The following is a 19626-nucleotide window of genomic DNA, read 5'->3' on the forward strand; positions in this document are numbered from 1 at the left end:
GGAGAATCTATGAGAAGTATAGTTGCTCAAGGTTTATGTAAAAGTTATAAAAAGAGACAAGTTGTTAATGAAGTGAGTTTAGAGGTTAAAAAAGGTGAGATTGTAGGCCTTTTAGGACCAAACGGAGCTGGAAAAACAACAACGTTTTACATGATAACCGGGATTGTAAAGCCTGAAAAAGGTGAAGTTTTTATAAATGAAGTGGATATAACAGATTATCCAATGTACAAAAGAGCTGACATGGGAATTGGATATCTAGCTCAAGAACCATCTATTTTTAGAAATCTATCTGTAGAAGATAATATATTAGCTATATTAGAGATGAAGGGATTACCTAAAAGCGAGCAGGTAAAAAAAATGCAAGAGCTTTTAGAGGAGTTTAAATTGACTCATGTAGCAAAATCGATGGGATACTCTCTTTCTGGTGGAGAGAGAAGAAGAGTTGAAATAGCTAGAACTATAGCTAATGATCCTGATTTTATCTTACTAGACGAACCTTTTGCTGGAGTTGACCCAATAGCAGTTGAAGATATTCAACAGATTATTAGATACTTAAAACAAAGAGGTTTGGGAATATTAATAACAGATCATTCGGTTAGAGAAACTCTATCCATCACAGAGAAAGCCTATATAATGGCCAATGGAAAAGTTTTAATAAGTGGAACTCCAGAAGAGATAGCCAATAATGAAATGGCTAAAAAAGTTTATCTAGGGGAAAACTTTAAATTAGATTAAATAAAATTTTTTAAAAATATAGCGGAGGAAACAAAAATATGTTAACAGGTAATCAAATTAGAAGTCAATTTATAAAGTTTTTTGAAGAAAAAGCTCATAAGCATTTTGAAAGTGCATCACTTATTCCTGATGACCCAACTCTTTTATTAACAGTTGCAGGAATGGTACCATTCAAGCCTTATTTCTTAGGGCAAAAAGAAGCACCAACTCCAAGAGTGACAACTTATCAAAAATGTATTAGAACAAACGATCTAGAAAATGTTGGAAGAACAGCTAGACACCACACATTCTTTGAAATGTTAGGAAACTTCTCATTTGGAGATTATTTCAGAGAAGAGGCTATTCTTTGGTCTTGGGAGTTTATAACAGAAGTATTAAAATTAGAAAAAGATAAGCTATGGGTTTCAGTTTTCACAACAGATGATGAAGCTGAAAAAATATGGATAGAAAAGTGTAACTTCCCTAAAGAGAGAATTGTAAGAATGGGAGAATCAGAAAACTGGTGGGCAGCAGGACCTACAGGTTCTTGTGGACCATGTTCAGAGATACATGTGGATTTAGGAGCAGCTTATGGTGGAGATGAAAACTCTAAATTAGGTGATGAAGGAACAGATAATAGATTTATCGAAATCTGGAACTTAGTATTTACTGAGTGGAACAGAATGGAAGATGGATCATTACAACCATTACCAAAGAAAAATATAGATACTGGTGCTGGACTAGAAAGAGTAGCAGCGATGGTTCAAGGTAAATCTAATAACTTTGAAACAGACTTATTATTCCCAATCGTTCAAGAGGCTGGAAGATTAACTAACACTGAGTACGGAGTAGCACCTGAAAAGGACTTCTCATTAAAAGTAATAACAGATCATTCAAGAGCTGTAACATTCTTAGTAAACGATGGAGTAATACCATCTAACGAAGGAAGAGGTTATGTTTTAAGAAGAATATTAAGAAGAGCTGTAAGACACGGAAGACTTTTAGGAAGAAAAGAACTGTTCATGTATGAGATGGTAGATAAAGTTGTAGAGATGATGGAAGAAGCGTATCCAGAGTTAAGAAAGAATATAGAGCACATCAAAAAGGTTGTAAAGATAGAAGAGGAAAAATTCTCTAATACTTTAGATCAAGGAATGCAATTAGTAACAAATGAGATAAACGAAGCTAAAGCAAAAGGTGAAACAAAACTTTCAGGAGATGTTACATTCAAGCTTTATGATACTTATGGATTCCCATATGAATTAACAGAAGAGATTTGTGAAGAAAACGGAATAGAAGTTTCAAATGAAGAGTTTGTAGAGAAGATGGAAGAGCAAAGAGAAAAAGCTAGATCATCAAGAACTGTTGTAATGGAAAAGGGACAAGATAGCTTTATTGAAGAGTTCTATGATAAGCATGGAAAAACAGAGTTTACAGGATACTGTGACTTAATGACTGCTGCAACTCTTTTAAGTGTAAGAGCTTTAGAAGATAATAGATATGCTTTAATATTTGATCAAACTCCATTCTATGCAGAGTCGGGAGGACAAGAAGCTGACCACGGAATCGTAGAGGGAGAAAACTTAGTAGCTAAAGTTTTAGATGTTCAAAAGCAAAAAGAGATTTACACTCATGTTGTTGAGATTGAAAGTGGAATAGAGGAGTTAGTAGAGGGAACTCTATTAAACTTAACTGTTGATCCAGTTAGAAGAGAAGAGGTTGCTAAAAACCATACTGCAACTCACTTATTACACCAAGCTTTAAAAGATGTATTAGGAACTCATGTTCAACAAGCTGGTTCATCTTGTGGAGCAGATAGATTAAGATTTGACTTCAATCACTATGAGGGATTAACAGCTGAAGAGTTAGAGAAAGTTGAAAAAGCAGTAAACGAAAGAATATTTATGGCTACAGCAGTAAATGCTGATGTTATGTCTATGGATGATGCTAAAGCAAAAGGAGCTACAGCTTTATTTGGAGATAAATATGGAAATGAAGTTAGAGTAGTAACTATTGGAGATTACTCAATGGAACTTTGTGGAGGAACTCATATAAACAATATCAGTAAAATTGGTATGTTTAAAATAGTTTCAGAGGTTGGAGTAGCAGCTGGAGTAAGAAGAATAGAAGCTCAAACAAGTTATAAAGCATACTTATCTGTTTTAGAGATGGAAAAAACAATGAAAAGAGTAGCTAAAAACTTAAAAACTGATGTAAACAAAGTTGAAGAGAGATCTGAAAAAGTTGTTGAAGAAGTAAGAGATTTAGCAAAAGAGGTTGAAACTTTAAAAGCTAAAGTAGCAACATTCGAAGCAAGTTCTTTATTTGACCAAGTTGAAGAGATAAACGGAGTTAAAGTTTTAGTACAAGACTTTACAGATAAAGAAGCTGATTCATTAAGAGAGATCGTTGATAAGGCAAAGGATAAGTTAGGAAGTTGTGTAATCGCTTTAGGATCAAATAACGATAAAGCTATATTTGCAATTGGAGTAACAAAAGATTTAATCGGAAAAGTAAAAGCTGGAGATTTAGTAAGAGAAGCTGCTAAGATAGCTGAAGGAAATGGTGGAGGAAGACCTGACTTCGCACAAGCTGGAGGAAAAAATGGAGCAAAAGTTAAAGAAGCTTTAGCTGCAGTTAAGGAGATTTTAGCAAATTCATTATAATTGGAGGAAGATTTTATGTATAAAAGATATCTTTCTTTAGATGTAGGAGATGTAAGAATTGGAGTGGCAAAATCAGATTTAATGGGGATGGTAGCCGCTCCCCTAGAAGTAATAGATAGAAGAAAGACAAAGGCAGTAAAAAGAATCGCTGAACTATGTAGAGAGGAAAATACTAAATCTATAGTAATTGGAATCCCGAAAAGTTTAGATGGAACAGAGAAGCGTCAAGCGGAAAAAGTAAGAGAATTTATGGAGAAATTGAACAAATCTATTGAAGGATTAGAATTCTTTGAAGTAGATGAAAGACTTTCCACTGTTTCAGCAGATAGAATGTTAAACGAAACAAATTTAAGGGGAGCCAAAGAGAAAAGAAAAGTAGTTGATAAAGTAGCAGCAGCTATTATACTACAAACTTTTTTAGACATGAAAAAATAACTAAGTGGAGGCGAACATGAATTTTAAGGGGATGACAAAACTATTTTTTGTATTAGTTATACTAGTGTGTTCTTGGTGGCTAGCTGTTGTGAAGCCAACTAAGTTAGGACTAGATTTAAAAGGTGGAGTTTATGTAGTATTACAAGCTCAACCAGAATCTGGAGCACAGTTAGATGACGATGCAATGAATAGATTAATAGAGGTTCTAGATAGAAGAATAAACGGTCTTGGAGTGGCAGAGTCAGTTGTACAAAGAGCAGGTATGGATAGAGTTATAATAGAGTTACCTGGAGTTAGCGACTCAGAAGAAGCAGTTAATATGATTGGTAAGACAGCTTTAATGGAGTTTAAAATAATGAATGATGATGGTTCATTAGGACCAACACTATTAACAGGTGGAGCTTTAAAAAAGGCAGAAGTGTCTTATGATAACTTAGGAAGACCTCAAATACAATTTGAAATGAGTATCGAAGGAGCTAAAGAGTTCGCAAAAATAACAAGAGAGAATATTGGAAGAAGATTAGCAATTACTCTTGATGGAGAGGTTCAAACAGCACCATCAATAAACAGTGAGATTCCAAGTGGTAATGGGGTAATCACAGGAAACTATACTCCAGATGAAGCTAAAAAAACAGCGACACTTTTAAATGCAGGAGCTTTACCAGTTAAAGCTGAGATAATCGAAACAAGAATAGTTGGAGCATCTTTAGGAGATGAATCAATTGCTCAGAGTAAAACAGCAGCTATGGTAGCTGTGGGATTAATCGGAGTATTCATGTTGTTCATGTATAGATTACCAGGATTTGTAGCGGATTTAGCTTTATTAAGTTTTGGACTTGTGATGTTCGCAATGTTAAACTTTATAGATGCAACTTTAACTTTACCAGGTATAGCGGGTATGATTCTTTCTGCAGGTATGGCAGTGGATGCTAACGTTATCATATTTGAAAGAATAAAAGATGAGTTAAAGTTAGGAAATACTATTGCAGGAGCAATTAAGCTTGGATTTAGTAAAGGTATAGCTTCGATAATAGATGCTAACGTTACAACATTATTAACAGCTTTAGTATTATTTATGTTTGGAACAGGAACTGTGAAAGGGTTTGCAGTAACTTTAACAATAGGAACAGTAGCGTCAATGCTTACAGCTATTTTTATAACAAAAGTTCTGTTAACAACTATGGTAGATATATTCAAAATAAAAAGAACAGAGTTCTTCGGTGTGAAAAGGGGGTAAGTAGATGTATATTGAGGTAATAAAGCATAGTAAAAAATGGATAATGTTATCAACAATATCTTTTATTGTATTCCTTGGGATGTTCTTTGTAAAAGGATTAAACTATGGAATAGATTTTACAGGTGGAAGTTTAATCCAATTAAACTATACAAATGATATAACTTTAGCTGGAATAAATAAAGAACTAGACGAGTTAGCTGTTCAAATACCACAGCTATCTTCAACAGCTAGAAAAGTTCAAGTTTCTCAGGCTGATAATAACGTAATTATAAGAACTGCAGAGATGACAGAAGTTCAAACACAAGAGTTACTAACAAAACTTAAAGATATGGGTGAATATAAATTAGAAAGAGCTGAAAAAGTTGGAGCAACTATAGGACAGGAGTTAAAAACATCAGCTATTTACGCATTAGTAATTGGAGGATTATTAATAGTTATATATATAACTATGAGATATGAATTCAAATTTGCAATAGCAGGAATTTTAACACTACTTCATGATGTGACAGCAGCTCTAGGAGTAATCGCACTATTAGGATATGAAATAGATACTCCTTTTATAGCAGCAATATTAACAATTCTAGGATATTCTATAAATGATACAATTATAATATATGATAGAATTAGAGAAAGTTTAAGAAAAAAATCTGATATGACTTTTGGAGAAGTATTAAATAGAAGTTTAAATCAGGTTTTAGTAAGATCAATTAATACTTCGGTGACAACATTGTTAGCTTTAGTAGCAATATTAGTTTTTGGTGGAGATAGTTTAAGAACATTTACGACAACACTATTAGTTGGAATAGGTGTAGGAACATATTCTTCATTATATATTGCAGCTCCGTTAGTATATCTTTTTGAGAAAAAAAGAGATGAAAAATATGAGCCAAGAAAAGATGACGAAGATGATAATTCAGATCCAGAGGAAAAAATTGTAGTATAACAAAAAAGCCACCTGAAAAAGGTGGCTTAATCTACTTAATAAGAAGTTGGAGGAAGCAATGAGAACGTGGGCAGAGATAGATCTAGATAACTTAGAATACAATATAAAAAAAATAAAAGAACTATCTCATGACAGAGACATAATGGCAATTATAAAAGCAGATGCCTATGGAATGGGAGCAGTCACAATAGCAAAAGAACTTTCAAATATGGGAGTAAAAATATTTGGAGTTTCATCTTTAGAAGAGGGAATTGAGTTAAGGAATAGTGGATTTGAAAATGAAGTTTTAATTTTAGCGGGAACTTTTAACGAAGAGTTAAAAGAAGCTGAAGAAAAAAACCTCCAAGTTACTTTAACTGACTTTTCTCAAATAGAGTATGTCTATGAGAATAATCTTTCATTGAAAGTCCATATAAAAGTAGATACAGGAATGGGAAGAGTAGGGTTTACAATAGATGAAGCCAAAAAGGCAATTGATATCTGTAAATTAAAAAATATAGATGTAGTTGGTGTGTATTCTCACTTATCGGTTTCAGATGAGTCAGATGATGAATCGGTAAACTATACAAAAATACAGTTAGAAAAATTTAAATATTTTGAAAAATTAGAAGAGATAAAATATATCCATATTCTTAATAGTGGTGGGATATTAAAGTTTTCTAAAATTCCTCAAAGTAACTTGGTTAGAGCTGGAGTAATTATGTATGGTGTTTATGGAGAGGGAGTAATAGAAGGTTTAAAAAGAGTATTTACTTTAAAAAGTAGAATTCTTTTTATTAAAGAGCTAAAAGAGGATATAGATATATCTTATGGAAGAGTAGGAAAAGGATATGTAGGAGATTTGATAGCAACTATAACAGTAGGGTATGCTGATGGATTTAGAAGAGAGCTATCGAATAAAGGTACTGTTAATATTCATGGAGTAGAATGTAAAATAGTTGGGAAAGTTTGCATGGATATGCTGATGGTAAAAATCCCAAAAGAATTAAAAGATAAGGTAAAAGCAGGAGATGAAGTAGTTGTAATGGGAGAGGATATTTTTGAAAAATCAAAAATAGTTGGCTCATCAATTTATGAACTGTTCACAGGATTGAGTAGAAGAGTAAGTAGAGTTTACTTAAGAGATGGAAAACCTTATTTGATAAATAGTTTAATAGGAAAAATCTAAAGGAGAAAGAAATGGCAAAAGTAATATTAGAATCAGGAAAAGAGAAAAAAATCAGGAATTTTTACCCAAATGTTTTTAAAGATGAGATTGCAGATACATTTGGAAAAATAGAAAATGGAGATATAGTTGAGGTTTGTACAACAGATGGAGAGATTGTTGGAAAAGGATATGTGGCAGAATCAACAAATGCTTACGTAAGAATGTTAACGACAAAAGATGTAGCTGTTGATAAAACACTTATTTTAGATAAAATAAAAAGAGCTTATGAAAAAAGAAAGCACATATTAGCAGAAACTAACTGTGTAAGAGCATTTTACTCAGAAGCAGATGGAATTCCAGGATTAATAATAGATAAGTTTGATAAATATGTATCTGTACAATTTAGAAATTCTGGATTAGAAGTAGCTTTTAGACAAGAGATAATCAATGCAATTAAAAAAGTTATGAAACCAAAAGGAATATATGAGAGAAGTGATGTTGAAAATAGAACTCACGAAGGTGTAGAGCAACAAACTGGAATTATTTATGGAGAGATTCCTGATAGAATAGTAATGGAAGATAACGGATTAAAGTATTTAGTTGATATAGTTGATGGACAAAAGACAGGATTCTTCTTAGATCAAAGAGATTCTAGAAAGTTTATTAGACCGTATTTAAATGAAAATACAAGATTCTTAGATGTATTCTCAAGTAGTGGAGGATTCTCTGTAGCTGCATTAAAAGAGGGATGTAAGAAAGTTGTAGCGATAGATAAAGAACCTCATGCATTAGAATTATGTAAAGAAAACTACGCATTAAATGAGTTTACAAATGAGTTTGAAACAGCAGAAGGGGATGCTTTCTTAATGCTAAAAATATTAGCAAATAGAGGAGAGAAATTCGATGTAATAACATTAGATCCACCTTCGCTAATAAAGAAAAGAATAGATGTTCCAAGAGGAAGAGATATGTTCTTTAGTCTTTGTGACGAGAGCTTTAAGCTAATAGAGGATGGAGGAATAGTAGGGGTTATTACTTGTGCATATCATATGAGTCTTCAAGATTTAATAGAAGTTACAAGAATGGCAGCTTCTAAAAATGGAAAGTTATTACAAGTGATTGGAATTAACTATCAACCAGAAGATCATCCATGGATATTACATGTTCCAGAAACTTTATATTTAAAAGCTTTATGGGTAAAAGTAGTAAATAATTAATTTAAGGGGGAATAATTATGTACTTAGATATATTAATAGCAATAATACTTATATTTGCAGTAATTGAAGGATTGAAAGATGGATTTTTATTACAATTTTTTTCAATATTTGGAATCTTTATAGATTTTATAATAGCTCAAAAATTTACACCAATTGTTATGGACAAGTTATCAATAAGTCATAATGAAAATAATTTTTTACTGACATATATAGGAACTTTTATAGCTTCTTATTTTGCAATAGCTATTTTGATGTTCTTCATAGGTGTTATTTTAAAAGCACAAAGCAAAGGGTTTTTATCAAGAGGTCTTGGAGGCGTATTTGGATTAGTTAAAGGATTAATTGTATCAGTAATAGTACTGTTTATTTTTAATTACTCGGCACAAAAATATACAACTTTAAAAAAATATGGAATTGAAAGTAAAACGAATGAAGTTTTTTTAGAGAAATCTTATCATCTAGAAGAGTATCTACCGAAAGAGCTAAAATCTGAACTTAATTATATTAAAGGAAAAGAATTAGTAGAAAAATATTTTAATAAAATGTTTTAGGAGAAAGAAATGAAAATAATAGAAAAATATATATTGGAAGATGTAAAAATGCCAATAATATTTGGAGTATCTCTATTTACATTTATATTTTTGATAGAGATAATAGTATCTCTTATGGAGAATATTATAGTTAAAGGGATATCTTTAATTGATGTTATGAGAATATTATCATTTTATCTTCCTCCAATCTTATCTCAAACAATACCTATGGGCGTATTTTTAGGAGTGATGATAACATTTTCTAAATTTACGAGGACAAGTGAAGCTACTGCTATGAGTTCAATAGGAATGTCTTTAAAGGATATACTGAAGCCAATTATAATATTGGCTTCAGTAATAACTTTATTTATTTTCTTTCTACAAGAAAGTATTATCCCAAGATCATTTGCTAAATTAGAAGAAATCACAATGAAAATAGCTTATGAAAACCCTGTTTTTCAATTGAAAGAGAGGATTTTGATAGATGAAGTGGATGAATATAGTCTGTATATAGATAATATAGATAGAAAAACTAATGAAGCTCAAAATGTTTTAATATTCCAAAAAGATAATAAAGACATCTATCCTACAATATTGCTAGGAGATAAAGCGTATTGGAAAAATGTAAATATGGTATTAGAAGATTCAAAATTTTACACATTTAATCCTGATGGAACTTTAAAGTTAGAAGGGGAGTTCCAAGAGAAAAAAATACCTCTTAGTTCGTATTTCCAAGAGATAAGTATTGAAGTGAAAGATATTGAGGCTATGTCAATAAAAGATTTGTTTAAAGGATTGAAAAACAAAGAGAAAAATGAAAAAATTCCATATCTAGTAGAGATAAATAGAAAGATTGCAATACCTCTTTCAACAGTTGTATTAGCTGTTTTAGGAGTTTTACTGTCAATAGGTCATCATAGAAGTGGTAAAGGTGCAAGTTTTGGAATAAGTTTAGGGGTAATTTTTACTTATATTGTATTTTTAAATGTTGGAATGGTAATGGCAAATAAGGCGATAGTATCACCTTATGTAGGAGTTTGGCTACCAAATTTATTATTAGTTGGTGGGACATTATTACTATATAAAAGAAAAGCAGGTGGTGCTAAATGAAAAAATTAGATTTATATATAAGTAAAAACTTTTTAAAATCATTTTTACTTAGCTTGATTGCATTTATAAATATTTTTATACTAAGTCAACTTTTTAAAATAATAAGATATATAACAGCGGGAAGAATGACTGTTTCTGAATCAATAACATATATATTATACCTATTGCCTAAAATATTTATAGAGGTTACTCCGCTAGCTATTCTTTTAGGATCGTTGATGTGTATAAATAGAATGGCATCTAATTTAGAGATAATATCATTAAAAACATCTGGAATAAGTTTTAGAAGAATTGTAAGATTTCCTATAATTTTATCATTTCTAATCTCTTTAATTGTTTTTCAGGTCATGAATAAAGTTCATCCTTTTGCTTTAGCTAAAAGTAGAGCAATAAGAGCGGGAAGAGATGTTTCAGCAAGAGTCTTACCAGCCACAAAAAACAATGCATTTTTGAGAACAGAAAAAAATATAGTTTATTATATTAAAAGAGTTGATAGAGTTAAAAATGTAGGAAACACTTTAGAGATTATAAAGTTAGATGATAGTTTTCAAAATATTAAAGAGATAATAACTGCTAAAAGTGGAGTTTTTGATAATGAGAAAAATGTTTGGGTATTAAAAGATGCAGTTATTAATAATTTTGAAAATAAAGTTCAAAAAGTTGAAAAAAATTATATCGATTTAGAGTTGGATAAATCTCCAGCAAGTTTTATAACAATTCAAGGTGATCCAGATGAATTGACAAACGCTGAGATTGCAAAAACAATTAGAGATATTCGTATAACTGGTGGAGATATAAAAGAATCTCTTGCAGTTTTAGGGAAAAGATATTCGTTTCCTTTTGCAGCTTTTATAGTTTCGTTCTTAGGGTTATCTTTAGGAAGTAGATATGTAAGAGGAGCATCAGCTATAAGCATAGCATTAAGTGTCGGATTGGGTTATTCATATTATATAGTTCAAGCATCGTTTGAAGCTTTAAGTGTAAATGGAATATTAAATCCATTTGTAAGTGGATGGATACCAAATATTATATTTTTATGTTTGGGAGTATATTTCATGAGAAAAGCTGAATATTAGGGAGGAAAATGAGTATAAATATAGAGAAGTTAGATAATGGAATAACATTACTAACAGAGGATATAAAAAGTATAAATACAGCAAGTTTAGGATTTTTTGTAAAAGCTGGTGTTAAAAATGAGTTACCTGGTGAAGAGGGAATATCACATTTTATAGAGCATCTACTATTCAAAGGAACAACAAATAGAACAGCTAAAGAGATTTCAGAAGAGATTGATAATCAAGGTGGAATGATAAACGCTTATACAAGTGTTGAAAAAACAGCGTATTACATTCAAATGACATCAAATACTTTACACGTTGGAATAGATATTTTAAATGATATGTTTTTAAACTCTACTTTTACAGATGAGAATATTGAAAAAGAAAGAAATGTAATAATCGAAGAGATTAGAATGTATGAAGATATTCCAGAAGAAGTAGTTCATGAAGAAAACTTAGAGTTTGCAATAACAGGAGTTCAAAGTAAAAAAATAGCGGGATCGATTGAAAGTTTAAAGAAAATAGATAGAGAAGCTATTTTAAAATACTTCTCTGATATGTATAAACCTGAAAATTTAGTTATCGCAGTTGCTGGAAATATAGAACATGATAAAATCTTTAAGCAATTAAATGAAGGGATTGGTCAACTGAAAGATAAGAGTACTCCAAGAGAATATAACGGTGAAATGGTTATAAACTCTGGTGAGAAAATAATATCTCAAGAAACGAATCAAGTTCATCTATGTTTAAATACCCCTGGAGTTTCAAATGTTGATGAGGATAGAATAGCGATGTCTGTTATTTCAAATGTCTTAGGTGGAAATATGAGTTCAAGATTATTCCAAAAGATAAGAGAGGAAAGAGGATTAGCTTATTCGGTATATTCATATACATCTAACTTTGATGAGGGTGGACTGTTTACTGTGTATGCAGGAACTACACATGAGGATTATAAAGAGGTTATATCAATCATTGAAAATGAACTGAAAGAGTTGAAAGAAAATGGAATTACAGAAAAAGAGTTAAATAGAGCAAAAAATCAATTTTTAAGTATGGTTACATTTGGTCTAGAGAGCAGTAAAGGTAAAATGACAAGAATGGTTGGATCATATTTAGTTCATGGATATGTAAAAGAGATTGAATCTGTAATTAAAGAGATTGAATCTGTAACTTTAGAAGATATTAAAAGAGTTGCTAAAAAAATATTTGTAGAGGAGAAGTTATCTAAAACTATTTTAGGTAATATATAAGGTGATAAAATGGAAAAAGTTATTGTAAAATTAGTTTTAGAAAACGGTGTTGAAGCACCTAGATATATGACTGAAGGTGCTGCTGGAATGGATGTAAAAGCAAATATTACAGAACCAGTAACATTAAAGACATTGGAAAGAAAATTAATTCCAACTGGAATAAAAATGGAGATTCCTTATGGATATGAAGTGCAAGTTAGACCTAGAAGTGGACTGGCATTAAAGCATGGTATAACTTTAGTGAATACACCTGGAACAATCGATTCTGATTACAGAGGAGAGGTTGGAGTTATATTAATTAATTTAAGTAATGAGGAGTTTGTTATAAATCCTGAAGAGAGAATAGGACAATTAGTTCTTCAAAAAGTTTACAAAATGGAATTTGAAGAGGTAAAAGAGTTATCTACAACTGTTAGAGCTGAAGGTGGATTTGGTCATACAGGGAAATAGGAGAAATCAATGGGAAAAAATCATGATTTAGTGGTGACAGTAAAAAGAATAAAAAAAATGAAAAACATGGTTTTATACATTGCACTGTGCATAGTGTTAATAAGTTCATTAACAGTATATAGTGCAACAATACACAGAGGAACATCATTTTTTTACAAAGAGATTGTTTGGATAGGACTAGGAGTTGTAACATATTTTACTTTTTCATTTATAGATTATAGAGTATATGGAAAATATTATAAAATTATCTATCTAATAAATGTAATCTTTTTATTATTAGTTTTTGTTATTGGAGATAAAAGGTTAGGAGCTCAAAGATGGATAGATTTAGGATTTATAACAATTCAGCCATCTGAGTTCTCAAAATTATTTATAGTGCTAACATTCTCTGAAGTTTTAGCAACTAAGTTTAATAGTAAATTTTCAGGATTGAAAAATATTATGGCAACAAGCCTTCATATTATTCCTATATTTTTACTTATAGCTGCACAACCAGACTTGGGAACATCGTTAGTTATAATCTTTTTATACTTAGTTTTAGTTTTCATGAATGGGATAGATTGGAAAACTATTATTTTATTGGCAATAGCAGGGATATCAATGGCACCAATAGGGTATTTTTTCTTGCTAAAAGATTATCAAAAAGAAAGAGTATTGACATTTTTAAATCCAGAAGCAGATTTGTTGGGAAGTGGATGGAATGTTACTCAGTCAATGATAGCAGTAGGATCAGGTGGGATTTTTGGAAAAGGATTTTTACAAGGAACTCAAAGTAAATTAAGATTTTTACCAGAATCACATACAGATTTTATAGCAGCAGTATTTCTAGAGGAAAGAGGCTTAATCGGTGGTTGTGTTTTATTAGTTCTTTATATTTTATTGTTATGGGGAATAATGAGAATAGGGGATAAATCAGACGGATATGGAAAACTTATCTGCTATGGAATATCTGCAATTTTCTTTTTCCATATAGTGATAAATATAGGAATGGTAACAGGAATAATGCCAGTAACAGGTTTACCACTTCTTCTTATGAGTTATGGTGGAACGTCATTTTTATTTGCTTTTGCTATGCTTGGAATAGTACAAAGTATAAATGTTTATAGGGAGTAGTTATGGAATATGTAATAGATTCTAGTTTTCATGAAGTTAGGTTAGATAGATTCTTGAGAAAGAAGTATGAAAATACACCGTTAACTGAAATTTTTAAAGGTATTAGAACTGGGAAAATAAAAGTTAATGGAAAAAAATCTAAAGAAAACTACAGGTTAAAAGAGGGCGATATTGTAAAAGTTTTACTTACTGGAGGAGAAACAGAGGTTAAATCATTTATGAAAATATCACCAAAAGATATGGAAAGTTTAAAAAAAGGTATTGTCTATGAAGATGAGAAGATAGTTATATTTAATAAAGAAGCTGATATGGTTATGCATAAAGGAAGTGGCCATGAATATGGACTTTCAGAGTTATTTAAAAGTTATTATAAAACGGATGAATTTAATTTTGTAAATAGAATTGATAAATCAACATCGGGATTAGTAATAGGTGCTAAAAATTTAACTGTAACTAGAGAGTTAGCTGAAGAGGTAAGAGAAGGTAATACTGAAAAGAAATACTATATTCTTGTAGATGGAGTAGTATCAAAAGATAGATTTACTCTTAAAACATATTTAAAGAAAGAGGATACAAAAGTAGTAGAGCTTGATTCATATGAAGAGGGAGCAAAAGAAAGTATCTCTTACTTTAAAGTTTTAAAAAGAGGAAAAAAGAAAACTATTTTAGAAGGAAGACTAGAAACAGGAAGAACACATCAATTGAGAGTTCAACTTTCGAGTTTAGGTCATCCGATAGTTGGAGATGGAAAATATGGAAAAGCAGGTAAAAGTATGTTTTTATTCTCATATTACTGTGAAATTCCAAAATATGATTTAAAAATAGAACTTCCATTACCACAGGAATATAAAGATAGATTAGATTAAAAAAGGACTTTTTTAAAGTCCTTTTTTTATATTTGAAAATGTATTGGCGACTAAAATAACTTTTAAAGTATCTAAGGAGTTATCGTCGATTGAAACTCCAAAGAGAACATCGTCAATATCAGCTGCACATTCTTGTTTCATAGTATCAACGATAACGCTAGATTCCATGAGATTTAAATCTTTAGGACCTATGATATTAACAAGAAGTTTTGTAGCACCCATCATCGTTCTTTCAAAAAGAGAGGAATCAACAGCAGCTATAGCAGCTTTATATGCTCTATTTTCACCAGAGCCTTCACCAAATCCTAAAATTGCTTCTCCTGAATTCAAAAGAAGAGATTTTATGTCAGCAAAATCTAAATTTATAAGTCCTTTGGCGAGCATAAGATCAGTCATTCCTTTAACAGCAGTAAAAAGAACTTGATTACTTTTTTTAAATGCTTCTTGAACTGTTATATTTGGTTTTGAATTTTCTAAAAGTTTATCATTTGGAATAACAATAAGTGAGTCAACAAATGGAGTAAGATTTTTTATTCCAATTTCAGCAATTTTCATTCGCCTTCTTCCTTCAAAAGAAAATGGTTTAGTGACTATTGCAACAGTTAAAATATTCATCTCTTTTGCAACTTTAGCTATTAAAGAGGTTGCCGCACTTCCTGTGCCTCCACCCATTGTAGATGTTAAAAATAAAAAGTCAGTTCCTTTCAGAATACTTTTAATAAATGATAGACTCTCTTTTGTTGCTTTTTCACCGAGTTCTAAATTCCCACCACAACCTAGCCCTTTTGTTGTTGTCGGTCCAAGTTGTACTTTATGAGGTGTTTTAGAGTTATTCAAATCTTGAAGATCTGTGTTAACTGCAAAAAAAGAAACTTCATCAATTTCAGAACTAATAATTTCATCGAGAGCATTTATACCACCACCACCGATACCCATTACTTTTATATTAACATTAAACTTATTATTTCCCAAAAAATTCACCCCCTGATTAGAATAGAGACCAATATACAATTTAGTACTTTAATACTACATAAATTCCTTTGTGTCAATATCAAAAAATTATTTTAAATGTTCAGTGTCAGAGAATTTAATTATTTTGAAGCTATCTTGATCATACTCAACAATAGTTGTACTTGTATTTTCAGGAACAGCTTGCTTTGAAAACTCATCAATTCCTTTTTCATTTATAATATTGAAAATAGCTTTTAATGTCACGCCGTGGCTAATAACTAAGATGTTTCCAGATGTATTTTCAGATATAAGTTTATTAAGCCCAATTTTAACTCTATGAAGAATCTCTTCATAACTTTCACCTTCATATGCAGCTGGATTATAATCTACAGCGTTATGCCAAAAGTTATGATATTCGATAGGGTAGTTTTTTTCAAAATCTTCTCTTGGTATTCCTTCAACTTTTCCCATGTTAATCTCTTGAAACTCATCGATAGGAGTTATATCCATATCTCTATCTCCTAGAATTAATCTAGTTGTTTGCATTGCTCTTTCTTGCGGAGAAGAGTAAATTTTATTGAACTCAATATCTTTTAAGAAGTTAGAAAGTTTCTTAGCTTGTTCAATTCCCAATTCAGTTAAAGGTGAGTTTGATCTTCCTTGAAATATTTTAAGTGTATTCCAAATTGTTTCACCGTGTCTTACAAAATAAATACGTAGCATAAATTTCTCCTTTTTAAGTATAAAAACTCTTTTTTTTAAAATGATATTCTTGTATAATCTTATTATACATTGAATTTTGGAGGTTGTAAAATGAAGTTTTTAGGAGTAATTCCAGCAAGATATGAGTCAACAAGATTACCGAGAAAGCCATTGAAAGATATATGTGGTCATACTATGATAGAATGGGTTTATAAAAGAGCTATAAAATCAAATTTAGATAGAGTTGTTATAGCAACAGATTCTAAAGAGGTTTTTGATGAAGTATTATCTTTTGGTGGAGACGTAATTATGACAGATGCAAATCATTTAAATGGAACAAGTAGAATAGCTGAAGTTTGTCAAAAGATAACTGATTATGATGTTGTTATAAATATTCAGGGAGATGAACCTTTAATAGAACCAGATATGATAAACTCTTTAATCGATATTTTTCAAGAGGAAAATGATTTAAAAATGGCAACATTGAAACATAAAATGAAGAAAAAAGAGGATATAGAAAATCCAAATTTTGTTAAAGTTATAACAGATAAAAAAGATTATGCAATCTATTTTTCAAGAAGTGTGATACCATATCCTAGAAATGAAAATTTAGATATATATTTTAAACACGTGGGAATATATGGTTACAAAAGAGAATTTGTTTTAGAATACTCAAAATTAGAGAGCACACCATTAGAAAATTCAGAGTCACTAGAGCAGCTTAGAGTTTTAGAAAATGGGTACAAGATAAAAGTGTTAGAGACACCTTATGAAATAATTGGGGTAGATACAGCAGAGGAGTTAGAAAGAGTTAGAAAATATATTTTAGAAAAGGAAATAAAAATATAATGAAAATAACTAAAATGAAAAATACATTGGCTATAAGTTTTTGTCTATTGGCTTTCATAGGTTGTAGTAGTACCTCGAAACAAGATTACTATAAAAGAGTTGAGCAAGGTAAGACAGCAACAACATCAAGAGGAAGTAATTTAAAAGGTGATAGAGTAGATTTATATGGAGGTCATAAAAAAGATAATTTGCCAATAGCCAATTCAATACCATATTTGAAATATGTAAATGATATGGAATCACCAAAAAATCCATTTAAAACATATTCGGAAAGTGAATTTTTGAATTTCTATAAAAATACAAAAGCTAAAGGACATGGAGATACTTCAAGCTATTGGAGATGGAAATTGACTCTTACAAGAAACGAGATGAGTAATGTTTTAAATAAAAACTTAGTTTCTTTAGCTAATAGAAGACCAAAAGAGGTTCTTACATATTCAAATGGACAATGGATTTCTAAAAAGGTTCCATTAAATCCAATTGGAGAGGTTACAGATATTAAAGTTCTTCAAAGAGGAAAATCAGGTTTAGTTATAAAATTAATGATAAAAGGAACAAGAGGGCAGTACATAGTAGCAAAAGAGGGTAATGTAAGAAGTGTTTTAGGTGTTAGTAAAAATAGTGTTAATTCAACAGTTAATTTATATGGAGCAAAAGGTGGAAGTTCGTCGTATTTAGATAGACCAATTTCAAGAAATCCATCATTACTCCCATCTGCATTTCTATCTATAGAGAAATCAGGAAATGGTTCATATAATATATATGGTGGTGGCTTTGGGCATGGAGCTGGAGTTCCCCAATGGAGTGCAATGGATTTAACTAAAAATAAAGGGTACTCTTATAAAAAGGTTTTAGATAGATACTATGCTGATACAAGATTAAAAAGCATAAAGTCTGTAGGTGGAATTAACGAAAAGTTAAAAGTTGGAATAATGACAAGTGGATTTACAACGATAGATCATACAAAAGTATCGATGTACTCATTAGGAAGTATTAAAATTAAGAGTAGAGATGGAAATGTCAATTTGAATCCTAGAACAGCAGTAGATTTTGTCACTAAAGATGGGTTTACACAAGTTATAGTTGGTGGAAAATTAAGATTAAAAACTAAAAACTATATATCTGTGACATCTAATAGAATGATATCTTTGACAAATATAAAAAGAAATGTTAAAAATTATACTCATCCAACATATAGAGGAAGTTTTGAAATTAGATTAGCAAAGGGTGGAACGAGATTAAATTTAATAAATGAAATAAATCTTGAAGATTATTTATTACAAGTTGTTCCCAGTGAAATGCCTAAAAGCTTTGGTTTAGAAGCCTTAAAGGTTCAAGCTGTAGCAGCAAGAACCTATGCAGCAAAAGATATTTTAAGAAATAGATATGCAAAGTCTGGTTTTCATATTTTAGATAGTACTCAGAGTCAGGTGTATAATAATTTAGATGAAAATGAATTGGCAACAGCAGCGGTTAAAGCAACTAAGGGTCTGATATTAGTACACGAAAATAAGCCAATAGATGCTAAATACTACTCAACTTCGTCTGGATTTAATTCAAATGCACACAATGTGTGGTAAAAAAATAAAAAATTCATTGACTAAATAGTCATAGTAGTTTAGAATATGCTGTGACTAATTAGTCATTTTATGTTGAAATTAATTAAAGGGGGCTCAATGCTAAAAGAAAAAAAAGAGCAGATTTTAGAAGCAGCCAAAGATGTACTGTTAAAAAAAGGAATTTTCAAAACAAGAGTTGAAGATATCACAAATGATTTAGGAATAGCAAAAGGAAGTTTTTACACATATTTTAAATCGAAGGACATGCTATTAGAAGAGATAATAGAAAGAGTGTACAAGATAAGAGAAGAGGAGTTGGAATTACTTTTAGGACAGCCTTTAAATTATAGAGACCAATTGAAATCTTTTATAATAAAGAGATTTATGATATCTTCTGAAAATTTACAATCTCATTTGATATTAATAAATTTAACAAGAAACTTAGAACATCTGACACCAATTTTAAGAGAGAAACTATTAAAAATTGAATTTTTAAATAGAAAATTTTTAAAAGAGATAATAAAAAATATTCCAGATAAAGATTACTCTGAAGAAGAGATTGATATAATGATTATTTTTATTATGGGTGGAATAAAATCTTATAAATTAGAAAGACTTTTTTTTAAAAATGCAGATGACTATTTTATAAGTGATATTGAAGAGTTCAAAGAGAGAATAAAAGCGATTAATTTAGAGAAAGAAGTAGAATTAGTTGTGAATGGAATTTTAAAATTATTAACAGGAGGAAATTAATGAAAAAGTTATTAGGATTACTGGTATTACTTTCGACAGCAGCCTTTTCTAGAGAGTTGACGTTAGAGAGTGCAAT

The 19626-nt window shown here is 30.5% G+C and carries 19 protein-coding genes; 17 read left to right on the plus strand and 2 right to left on the minus strand.

Annotated elements, in window-relative coordinates; genetic code table 11:
- The first annotated feature begins 9 nt into the window (after window positions 1-9).
- From lptB to Q0O83_RS02455, 14 genes are read left to right on the plus strand one after another with little or no spacing between them, the layout of a single operon-like run.
- The gene (lptB, locus tag Q0O83_RS02390; protein WP_294093819.1) at window positions 10-735 is read left to right on the plus strand and encodes an LPS export ABC transporter ATP-binding protein; all 726 of its coding nucleotides are present in this window, start codon (window positions 10-12) and stop codon (window positions 733-735) included.
- Window positions 736-773: 38 nt separating this feature from the next.
- Complete coding sequence (alaS, locus tag Q0O83_RS02395) at window positions 774-3380, plus strand: alanine--tRNA ligase (RefSeq protein WP_294093823.1); 2607 nt, start codon at window positions 774-776, stop codon at window positions 3378-3380.
- Between the two features lie 15 nt (window positions 3381-3395).
- A complete protein-coding gene (gene ruvX, locus Q0O83_RS02400; protein WP_294093826.1) occupies window positions 3396-3815 on the plus strand; it encodes a Holliday junction resolvase RuvX in 420 nt (139 codons plus the stop codon).
- A gap of 16 nt (window positions 3816-3831) precedes the next feature.
- Window positions 3832-5052 (plus strand): protein translocase subunit SecD, encoded by a 1221-nt coding sequence (gene secD, locus Q0O83_RS02405; protein WP_294093828.1) that lies wholly within the window; start codon window positions 3832-3834, stop codon window positions 5050-5052.
- Between the two features lie 4 nt (window positions 5053-5056).
- Window positions 5057-5995: a protein translocase subunit SecF gene (gene secF / locus Q0O83_RS02410; RefSeq protein ID WP_294093830.1), complete on the plus strand. Its 939-nt coding sequence runs from the start codon at window positions 5057-5059 to the stop codon at window positions 5993-5995.
- A 58-nt stretch (window positions 5996-6053) separates the two neighbouring features.
- Window positions 6054-7163: an alanine racemase gene (gene alr / locus Q0O83_RS02415; protein WP_294093831.1), complete on the plus strand. Its 1110-nt coding sequence runs from the start codon at window positions 6054-6056 to the stop codon at window positions 7161-7163.
- Between the two features lie 11 nt (window positions 7164-7174).
- Window positions 7175-8359 (plus strand): class I SAM-dependent rRNA methyltransferase, encoded by a 1185-nt coding sequence (locus Q0O83_RS02420; protein ID WP_294093833.1) that lies wholly within the window; start codon window positions 7175-7177, stop codon window positions 8357-8359.
- A 17-nt stretch (window positions 8360-8376) separates the two neighbouring features.
- Complete coding sequence (locus Q0O83_RS02425) at window positions 8377-8910, plus strand: CvpA family protein (protein WP_294093835.1); 534 nt, start codon at window positions 8377-8379, stop codon at window positions 8908-8910.
- Between the two features lie 9 nt (window positions 8911-8919).
- Complete coding sequence (locus Q0O83_RS02430; RefSeq protein WP_294093837.1) at window positions 8920-9999, plus strand: LptF/LptG family permease; 1080 nt, start codon at window positions 8920-8922, stop codon at window positions 9997-9999.
- Window positions 9996-11075 carry an LptF/LptG family permease gene (locus Q0O83_RS02435; protein ID WP_294093840.1) on the plus strand — a complete coding sequence of 360 codons (1080 nt, stop codon included), beginning with the start codon at window positions 9996-9998 and terminating at the stop codon, window positions 11073-11075. The genes Q0O83_RS02430 and Q0O83_RS02435 overlap by 4 nt, the downstream gene beginning before the upstream one ends.
- Before the next feature lie 8 nt (window positions 11076-11083).
- Window positions 11084-12307 (plus strand): pitrilysin family protein, encoded by a 1224-nt coding sequence (locus Q0O83_RS02440; RefSeq protein ID WP_294093842.1) that lies wholly within the window; start codon window positions 11084-11086, stop codon window positions 12305-12307.
- Window positions 12308-12316: 9 nt separating this feature from the next.
- Window positions 12317-12757: a dUTP diphosphatase gene (dut, locus tag Q0O83_RS02445; protein ID WP_294093844.1), complete on the plus strand. Its 441-nt coding sequence runs from the start codon at window positions 12317-12319 to the stop codon at window positions 12755-12757.
- Window positions 12758-12766: 9 nt separating this feature from the next.
- A complete protein-coding gene (gene rodA, locus Q0O83_RS02450) occupies window positions 12767-13870 on the plus strand; it encodes a rod shape-determining protein RodA (protein ID WP_294093846.1) in 1104 nt (367 codons plus the stop codon).
- A 2-nt stretch (window positions 13871-13872) separates the two neighbouring features.
- Complete coding sequence (locus tag Q0O83_RS02455; RefSeq protein WP_294093848.1) at window positions 13873-14736, plus strand: RluA family pseudouridine synthase; 864 nt, start codon at window positions 13873-13875, stop codon at window positions 14734-14736.
- A gap of 12 nt (window positions 14737-14748) precedes the next feature.
- On the opposite strand, the gene ftsZ is transcribed toward Q0O83_RS02455, so the two are convergent.
- Both ftsZ and Q0O83_RS02465 read right to left on the minus strand, forming a co-directional pair.
- Window positions 14749-15708: a cell division protein FtsZ gene (ftsZ, locus tag Q0O83_RS02460; protein ID WP_294093849.1), complete on the minus strand. Its 960-nt coding sequence runs from the start codon at window positions 15706-15708 to the stop codon at window positions 14749-14751.
- 87 nt (window positions 15709-15795) lie between these two features.
- Complete coding sequence (locus Q0O83_RS02465) at window positions 15796-16410, minus strand: histidine phosphatase family protein (protein WP_294093851.1); 615 nt, start codon at window positions 16408-16410, stop codon at window positions 15796-15798.
- Window positions 16411-16500: 90 nt separating this feature from the next.
- On the opposite strand from Q0O83_RS02465, the gene kdsB reads away from it, so the two are divergent.
- The 3 genes from kdsB (at window position 16501) to Q0O83_RS02480 (ending at window position 19550) form a co-directional block, all read left to right on the plus strand.
- Window positions 16501-17238: a 3-deoxy-manno-octulosonate cytidylyltransferase gene (gene kdsB, locus Q0O83_RS02470; RefSeq protein ID WP_294093854.1), complete on the plus strand. Its 738-nt coding sequence runs from the start codon at window positions 16501-16503 to the stop codon at window positions 17236-17238.
- Window positions 17238-18818: a SpoIID/LytB domain-containing protein gene (locus tag Q0O83_RS02475; RefSeq protein ID WP_294093856.1), complete on the plus strand. Its 1581-nt coding sequence runs from the start codon at window positions 17238-17240 to the stop codon at window positions 18816-18818. Before kdsB ends, Q0O83_RS02475 begins: the two co-directional genes overlap by 1 nt.
- 96 nt (window positions 18819-18914) lie before the next feature.
- Entirely contained in the window at window positions 18915-19550 is a 636-nt protein-coding gene (locus Q0O83_RS02480) for a TetR/AcrR family transcriptional regulator (protein ID WP_294093858.1), read from the plus strand.
- Window positions 19551-19626: the final 76 nt, after the last annotated feature.

The organism is uncultured Cetobacterium sp., assembly GCF_945952365.1.
Taxonomy (GTDB): Bacteria; Fusobacteriota; Fusobacteriia; order Fusobacteriales; family Fusobacteriaceae; genus Cetobacterium_A.

Excerpts from the sequence above, each read along its gene's own strand:
- rodA (WP_294093846.1), top strand. The coding sequence starts at position 12,767 with ATGGGAAAAAATCATGATTTAGTGGTGACAGTAAAAAGAATAAAAAAA.
- Q0O83_RS02430 (WP_294093837.1), top strand. The coding sequence starts at position 8,920 with ATGAAAATAATAGAAAAATATATATTGGAAGATGTAAAAATGCCAATA.
- Q0O83_RS02475 (WP_294093856.1), top strand. The coding sequence starts at position 17,238 with ATGAAAATAACTAAAATGAAAAATACATTGGCTATAAGTTTTTGTCTA.
- alr (WP_294093831.1), top strand. The coding sequence starts at position 6,054 with ATGAGAACGTGGGCAGAGATAGATCTAGATAACTTAGAATACAATATA.
- Q0O83_RS02480 (WP_294093858.1), top strand. The coding sequence starts at position 18,915 with ATGCTAAAAGAAAAAAAAGAGCAGATTTTAGAAGCAGCCAAAGATGTA.
- dut (WP_294093844.1), top strand. The coding sequence starts at position 12,317 with ATGGAAAAAGTTATTGTAAAATTAGTTTTAGAAAACGGTGTTGAAGCA.
- Q0O83_RS02435 (WP_294093840.1), top strand. The coding sequence starts at position 9,996 with ATGAAAAAATTAGATTTATATATAAGTAAAAACTTTTTAAAATCATTT.
- Q0O83_RS02455 (WP_294093848.1), top strand. The coding sequence starts at position 13,873 with ATGGAATATGTAATAGATTCTAGTTTTCATGAAGTTAGGTTAGATAGA.
- lptB (WP_294093819.1), top strand. The coding sequence starts at position 10 with ATGAGAAGTATAGTTGCTCAAGGTTTATGTAAAAGTTATAAAAAGAGA.
- Q0O83_RS02465 (WP_294093851.1), bottom strand. The coding sequence starts at position 16,410 with ATGCTACGTATTTATTTTGTAAGACACGGTGAAACAATTTGGAATACA.
- alaS (WP_294093823.1), top strand. The coding sequence starts at position 774 with ATGTTAACAGGTAATCAAATTAGAAGTCAATTTATAAAGTTTTTTGAA.
- ruvX (WP_294093826.1), top strand. The coding sequence starts at position 3,396 with ATGTATAAAAGATATCTTTCTTTAGATGTAGGAGATGTAAGAATTGGA.
- kdsB (WP_294093854.1), top strand. The coding sequence starts at position 16,501 with ATGAAGTTTTTAGGAGTAATTCCAGCAAGATATGAGTCAACAAGATTA.
- Q0O83_RS02425 (WP_294093835.1), top strand. The coding sequence starts at position 8,377 with ATGTACTTAGATATATTAATAGCAATAATACTTATATTTGCAGTAATT.
- secD (WP_294093828.1), top strand. The coding sequence starts at position 3,832 with ATGAATTTTAAGGGGATGACAAAACTATTTTTTGTATTAGTTATACTA.
- Q0O83_RS02440 (WP_294093842.1), top strand. The coding sequence starts at position 11,084 with ATGAGTATAAATATAGAGAAGTTAGATAATGGAATAACATTACTAACA.
- Q0O83_RS02420 (WP_294093833.1), top strand. The coding sequence starts at position 7,175 with ATGGCAAAAGTAATATTAGAATCAGGAAAAGAGAAAAAAATCAGGAAT.
- secF (WP_294093830.1), top strand. The coding sequence starts at position 5,057 with ATGTATATTGAGGTAATAAAGCATAGTAAAAAATGGATAATGTTATCA.